This window comes from Streptomyces sp. S6 (assembly GCF_054880855.1).
Map to the genome: position 1 here is coordinate 1 of NZ_JBTYMC010000402.1, position 5,148 is coordinate 5,148.

The window sequence follows — 5,148 nt, forward strand, 5'->3', positions numbered from 1 at the left end:
TAGGGGACGGCGCCGCTCTCGTTGTACGCGTTCGACGCGGCGATCATGCCCTCGCTGGTGGCCGTCGAGTCGCTGATGACGAGGTGGCTCCCGGACGGCAGCCCGGCCATCCCCACCGCTTCGTCACCGCACCGCTTCAGCGCATCCCGTAACGCCCACTCCTCAGCCCCGCCGAAACCGCCGGAGGCAGCCGCGGCGACCCCCGTCCGGTACGGCGCCGTGTCGAACCGTGTCGTCGGCCGGAACGCCGGCACACCCGCGAACACCCCGCGCCGCAGGGCCTGCGTGCCGACGCCGAACGCGGTCTGTACGCCGTATCCGGTGACCGTCACTTCACGCGTCATCCCGGGCGCCGCCCTTCTGGGCGGTACGCAGGTACGTGGTGAGTCGGCCGAGTGAGGTCAGCCCGGCGATGTCCTCGTCGGAGGGCTCGACGATCAGGCCGTACCGCTCTTCCACGACGTGCAGCAGCCATACCAACCCGAGGGAGTCCAGGACGAGTTCGGCGTCCTCGTGCAGGTCGTCGGGCAGGCCGGGGAAGACTTTGCGGTCGGCGAGCAGCTCCCGTACGGAGTCGGTGGTGACGGCCGTGCTCATGCCGTCGCACCCCGTCGGACGACGTCGGCGACGAGCCCGCCGAGGGTCAGCGTGGCCAGGGGTTCGATGTCGGTGTCGGGGATCTCGACACCGAACCGCGATTCGAGTCTCAGGGTGAGTTCGATCAGGCTCAGCGAGTCGACGTCCAGCCCGCCGACGGTCACCGGGCTGTCGTCCGTGATGCCGTCGCGGCTGGTCAGGATGTTCATCTCGTCGATGACCGAGGTCAGGACGAACTCGCGGATCTCGTCTTCAAGGGTCGACGTGCTCATGGTCAGTATCTCCAGAGAAGGGGGATTCGGGCTCATCCGGCGGAACGCAGCGCCTCGGCCCGCCGTACCAGCTTTCCGTTGGACGTGCGCGGCAGCGCGTCCAACAGCCGTACGACGCGCGGGACTTTGTAGTCGGCCAGCCGTTCGCGGCACCATCGCGACAGCTCCTCGGCGGACGGCCGCTGCGCGCCCGCGCGGACCGTGACGTACGCCTCGGTCACGTCCTCGTGGATCAGGACCGCCTGTTCGACGGCCGGGTGTTCGCGCAGGACGTTCTCCACCTCGGTGAGGTCCACCTTGAGTCCGCCGATGACGACGAGGGAGTCCGCGCGGCCCAGTACGCGCACCGCGCCGGTGGCGTCCAGCACGGCCCGGTCGCGGGTGTGGAGCCAGCCGTCGGTGTACTGGGGGCCGCCCGAGTCGAAGAGGTACGGCGACTCGTCGAGGGCGACGTCCAGTTCGCCCCGGTCGACGCGGACGACGACACCGGGTGCCGCCCGGCCGACCGAGGGGCGCAGGGTGCCGCCGACGTCGATGGCGACGATGCCGGTCTCCGTGGTCCCGTAGGCCTCGCCGACCCCGACGCCGTACCGCCGCGCGAAGTCGGCGGCGACCCTCGGGGGCATGATCTCGCCGCCGGAGACCGCGATCCGCAGGTCGGGGAGGGTGGCGGGATCGGTTGCGGCGGTGAGGAGTTCGTAGTGGGCCGGTACCCCGAACACGGCGGTGACCCGGTGTTCCTGTGCGGTGCGCAGGATGTCGCGGGCGAAGACGCGGGGTGCGAAGACGACGGAGACGCCGGCGGCCAGGGAGTGCAGGAGGCCGCCGATCAGGCCGAAGCTGTGCGCCGTCGAGCTGAGCAGCAGCAGCCGGTCTCCTTCGGCCGGCATGCCGGGGACGTCGGCGAACCTGTCGACCTCGGCGGCGAGCGACCGGCCGGTCCTGCCGATGACTTTGGGGCGTCCGGTGGAGCCGGAGCTGAACTGGACGAGGCGGTGGCCGGTGGTGGCGGCCAGGCCGGATCCGCGCCGTTCGGTGACGACCTCGTACGCGGACCGGAAGCCGAACGTGGCCCGGACGTTGGAGCCGGCGCTGACCATGAACTGTGGTCGGCAGGTGCCGCGGAGCGCGTCCACTTCCGGCGGTTTGAGCCGGAAGTCGAAGAGCAGCACCTGGGCGCCGAGCCGCCACAGGGCGAGCAGCACTTCGAGCTGGGTGAAGCTGGGCGGGGTCCGCAGCCCCACGGTGGAGCCCGGCCCGATGCCGAACCCGGCGAAGACGGCGGCCTGTTCGGCCACGCGCTCCTTCACATCGGCGCGGGTGAGGGTCTCCTGTCGGTGTGTCAGGCAGGGGAGGCGGTCGTCGTGCGCGTCGAACAGCCGCCGCACCAGATCGGCGAGGTCCGAGTCGAGTTCGCCCATCGGTCCTCAGACCTCCTTGCAGAACTCGCCGATGGGCAGCCCGACATGGCGCTTGTCGGCGGCCAGATAGCCGAGCAACTCGTCGCCCTGTCGCAGTTCGGTGACGTTGAGGACCTTCCCGCCGGGGCCGAGCACCCGTACGTGCCAGTCGTCCTGCACGGTCAGGCTGACCGGTCGGCCGTCCTCGGCGTGGGTGCGGATCTCAAGCAGCGGTCTGGATTCGAGTTTCGCCCGGCCGACGACGACGCGCCGGGTGCGTCCGTCGGCGCCGACGGCGAGCAGCGCGCTGCCCGAGCCGACCTCGCTGAGGTAGTGGGTGCGGTTGTCGGGGCCGAGCGTGTACGAGTGCAGGGCGCCCGCGTTGACCCGGAACGGCCTGGTCGGCATGTAGGGCAGGGGGTGGGTCTCACTGCAGCACAGCACGAAGCCGGAGGAGTAGGAGCCGACGAGGATGCCCTCGTCCTCCTCGAAGTGGGAGCAGGTGTCCACGCAGACCCGGTCGCCGAGGCCGACGTGCCGGATGCTCTCCACGGTGAGGGTGGACAGCTCCAGCTGGGGTGTCGTCGCCTCCAGCAGGCGGGCCAGCGCGAAGACTTCGTCGGCGCTGCGCGGGGTGAACAGGATGCCGTCCGAGCCGCGCTCCAGGACGTCGAAGACGATGGACGCCTCCTCCAGGCCGTCGACGACGGTGACGAGCTTGCCCTCGGCGGACTCGGCGGCGGCGAGCACGATCTCCAGCGGGATCTTGGTCGGGTCGGCGAAGTGGATGACCGTGTGGGGCAGGGCCATGGCTCCCGCGCACGACAGTCTCAGGGTGCGGTCGTCCCGTACGTCGATGAACCCGGAGACGGGGGTGCCGCGGGCGGCGGCGAGGGCGTCCAGTTCCTCCTGGGTGGAGAACTCCCGCAGGAGGATGTCGACTCCGGTGCCGGAGTGGGGCTTGGCGTCCTTCTCGGGGGTCTTGCCCTCCTTGTCGCCGGACTTCCTGGCGGCGGCCGGCGCCGTGTCCGCGGCCGGCGTTCCGCCTCCGGCGGCCAGGACCCGGGTGACGGTCGGGGGCAGGGTGGCGAGCAGTTCGGCGTCCGAGGCGACGACTCCGGCCATCCGGGCGTGGACGGCCGCGTCCACCACCGCCCGGAGCTGCGGGCGGGGAACTGCACGCAGGTCGATCCATGCGAACCTCATGCCACTCCTGCCACGATCGTCGAGTAACTGGTCATGCGCATGTCACCCATGATGCCGACGCCGCCGGTTCCGTCGCCGGCGTGGACGACCGCCGCGAGGCGGGCCACGAGGGCGGCGGGGTCGGCGGCGGAGAAGATCCGTCTGCCGACGGCCAGTCCCCGGCAGCCGGCGGCCATCACGGTGGCGCCGTACTCGACGAGGTCGGAGCCGTCGGGCGGGCCGCCCGCCGCGAGGACGGGAAGGGGACTGCCCGCCACCACCTCCGCCATCCGGTCGACCGGCAGGGCGACCGACGTCTTCACCATGTCCGCGCCCAGGTCGGCGGCGACGTTCGCCAGGTGTGCGAGGAGGGCGGGGTCGCGCGGGTTCTCGATCCGGGGGCCGCGCGGATACACCATCGCGATCAGGGGCATGCCCCACACGTCGCAGGACCGCGCCACCGCTCCGAGGTCGGCCAACTGCCTGGCCTCGGTGTCGGATCCGATGTTCACATGGACGCTGACCGCGTCCGCGCCGAGTGCCAGCGCCTCCTCCACATCGGCGACCAGCACCTTGGCGTGCACATCGGCGGAGCAGGCGGTGCTCGCGCTCAGGTGCACCACCAGCGCACAGCTCCTGAGGATGTCCGGTGCGAAGGAGCGGGCACGCCCCTTGTGGACGATGATCCCGTCGGCGCCGCCGGCCACCAGAGCGCGCAGCAGGTCGTCCCACTTGTCGGCGGGGACGATCGGGCCGTCCGAGACGCTGTGGTCGAGGGGGACGAAGAGATGCCGGTCATCGCCCGCGAGTGAAAGTCTTCTCAGCCGTAACCGCTTGCCCGAACTTGGCATGGGAATGGGGATTCTCCGTGGCTAAAAGTCGATGGTTTTAGAAATTTCAACTTTAGGAGCCACGAGCATTCTCGCGTGACCGACCGTTGGCAAGCCATGACGATCGGGAAATTTATATTCGACCCAGGGAATGTTTATTGACAACAGATCGACACGTCACAAGGGGTTGACGCGGCCCGGGCGTACTGTTCGCGAGGTCTATGCGCGTTGGGGCGATTCCTATTTCAAGGATTCGCTTTTCCCGTTCCCACCGCATAACCCGCACCATGCCCCTCCGCCTTCGCCCTGATCTCGCCGCCCTGAATACGCACGGCCCTCTCCGTCCCGTCGTCCGGCATCGCATCCAGCGTTCTCGCCACCACTCCCTCCTCGTCCAGCACGATCCGCACCCCCGGCAGGCCCCCCTCCCCGAACACCCTCCGCAGACACCCCACCAGGTCCGCGATCCGCAGCCGCACCAAGCGCCCCGTCTCCGCCGGGTCCGACGTCACCACCACGAACGTCACCCCCTCCCCCACCGACTCCCGCACCGCGCTCAACCGCCCCGCCCCGAGGACGACGACGACCCCGTCGCCCGCCAGGTCCACGGGTTCGCCGGTGAGTTCGTCCCGCAGCCCGGCGGGCGGCGTCCACGGCTCGCGCACCGGGGAGGCCGGCGTGACGTGGGCGAGGTGCGGTGGGGGTTCCTCGGCGGGGAAGGGCAGTTCGGCCAGGCGTTCCGCCGCCCGGCACAGGTCGAAGACGTCCGCGTCGGCGCCGTGCAGGTCCGGGTGGCGGTTCGCCGCGCCGTACGACGCGAGGATCGCCTCGCCCTTCGCGATCGTCACCCCGCCGACGGTGATG

General features: G+C 70.6%; 5 protein-coding genes and 2 pseudogenes. All 7 read right to left on the reverse strand.

Annotated features, from left to right (window positions below):
* A pseudogene (locus ACVNF4_RS32265) lies at positions 1 to 110 on the reverse strand (SAM-dependent methyltransferase); the annotation flags it as partial.
* Between the two features lie 223 nt (positions 111 to 333).
* Positions 334 to 597 (reverse strand): acyl carrier protein, encoded by a 264-nt coding sequence (locus tag ACVNF4_RS32270; protein WP_461806426.1) that lies wholly within the window; start codon positions 595 to 597, stop codon positions 334 to 336.
* Entirely contained in the window at positions 594 to 869 is a 276-nt protein-coding gene (locus ACVNF4_RS32275; protein WP_461806427.1) for an acyl carrier protein, read from the reverse strand. Before ACVNF4_RS32275 ends, ACVNF4_RS32270 begins: the two co-directional genes overlap by 4 nt.
* Positions 870 to 901: 32 nt before the next feature.
* Positions 902 to 2,290, reverse strand: coding sequence for a class I adenylate-forming enzyme family protein (locus tag ACVNF4_RS32280; protein ID WP_461806428.1), 1,389 nt, complete (start codon positions 2,288 to 2,290; stop codon positions 902 to 904).
* Between the two features lie 6 nt (positions 2,291 to 2,296).
* Positions 2,297 to 3,475, reverse strand: a complete 1,179-nt coding sequence (locus ACVNF4_RS32285) for a 3-dehydroquinate synthase II family protein (protein WP_461806429.1) — start codon at positions 3,473 to 3,475, stop codon at positions 2,297 to 2,299.
* The gene (locus tag ACVNF4_RS32290) at positions 3,472 to 4,305 is read right to left on the reverse strand and encodes a 2-amino-3,7-dideoxy-D-threo-hept-6-ulosonate synthase (RefSeq protein ID WP_461806430.1); all 834 of its coding nucleotides are present in this window, start codon (positions 4,303 to 4,305) and stop codon (positions 3,472 to 3,474) included. The genes ACVNF4_RS32285 and ACVNF4_RS32290 overlap by 4 nt, the downstream gene beginning before the upstream one ends.
* Before the next feature lie 224 nt (positions 4,306 to 4,529).
* A pseudogene (locus ACVNF4_RS32295) lies at positions 4,530 to 5,148 on the reverse strand (TetR/AcrR family transcriptional regulator); the annotation flags it as partial.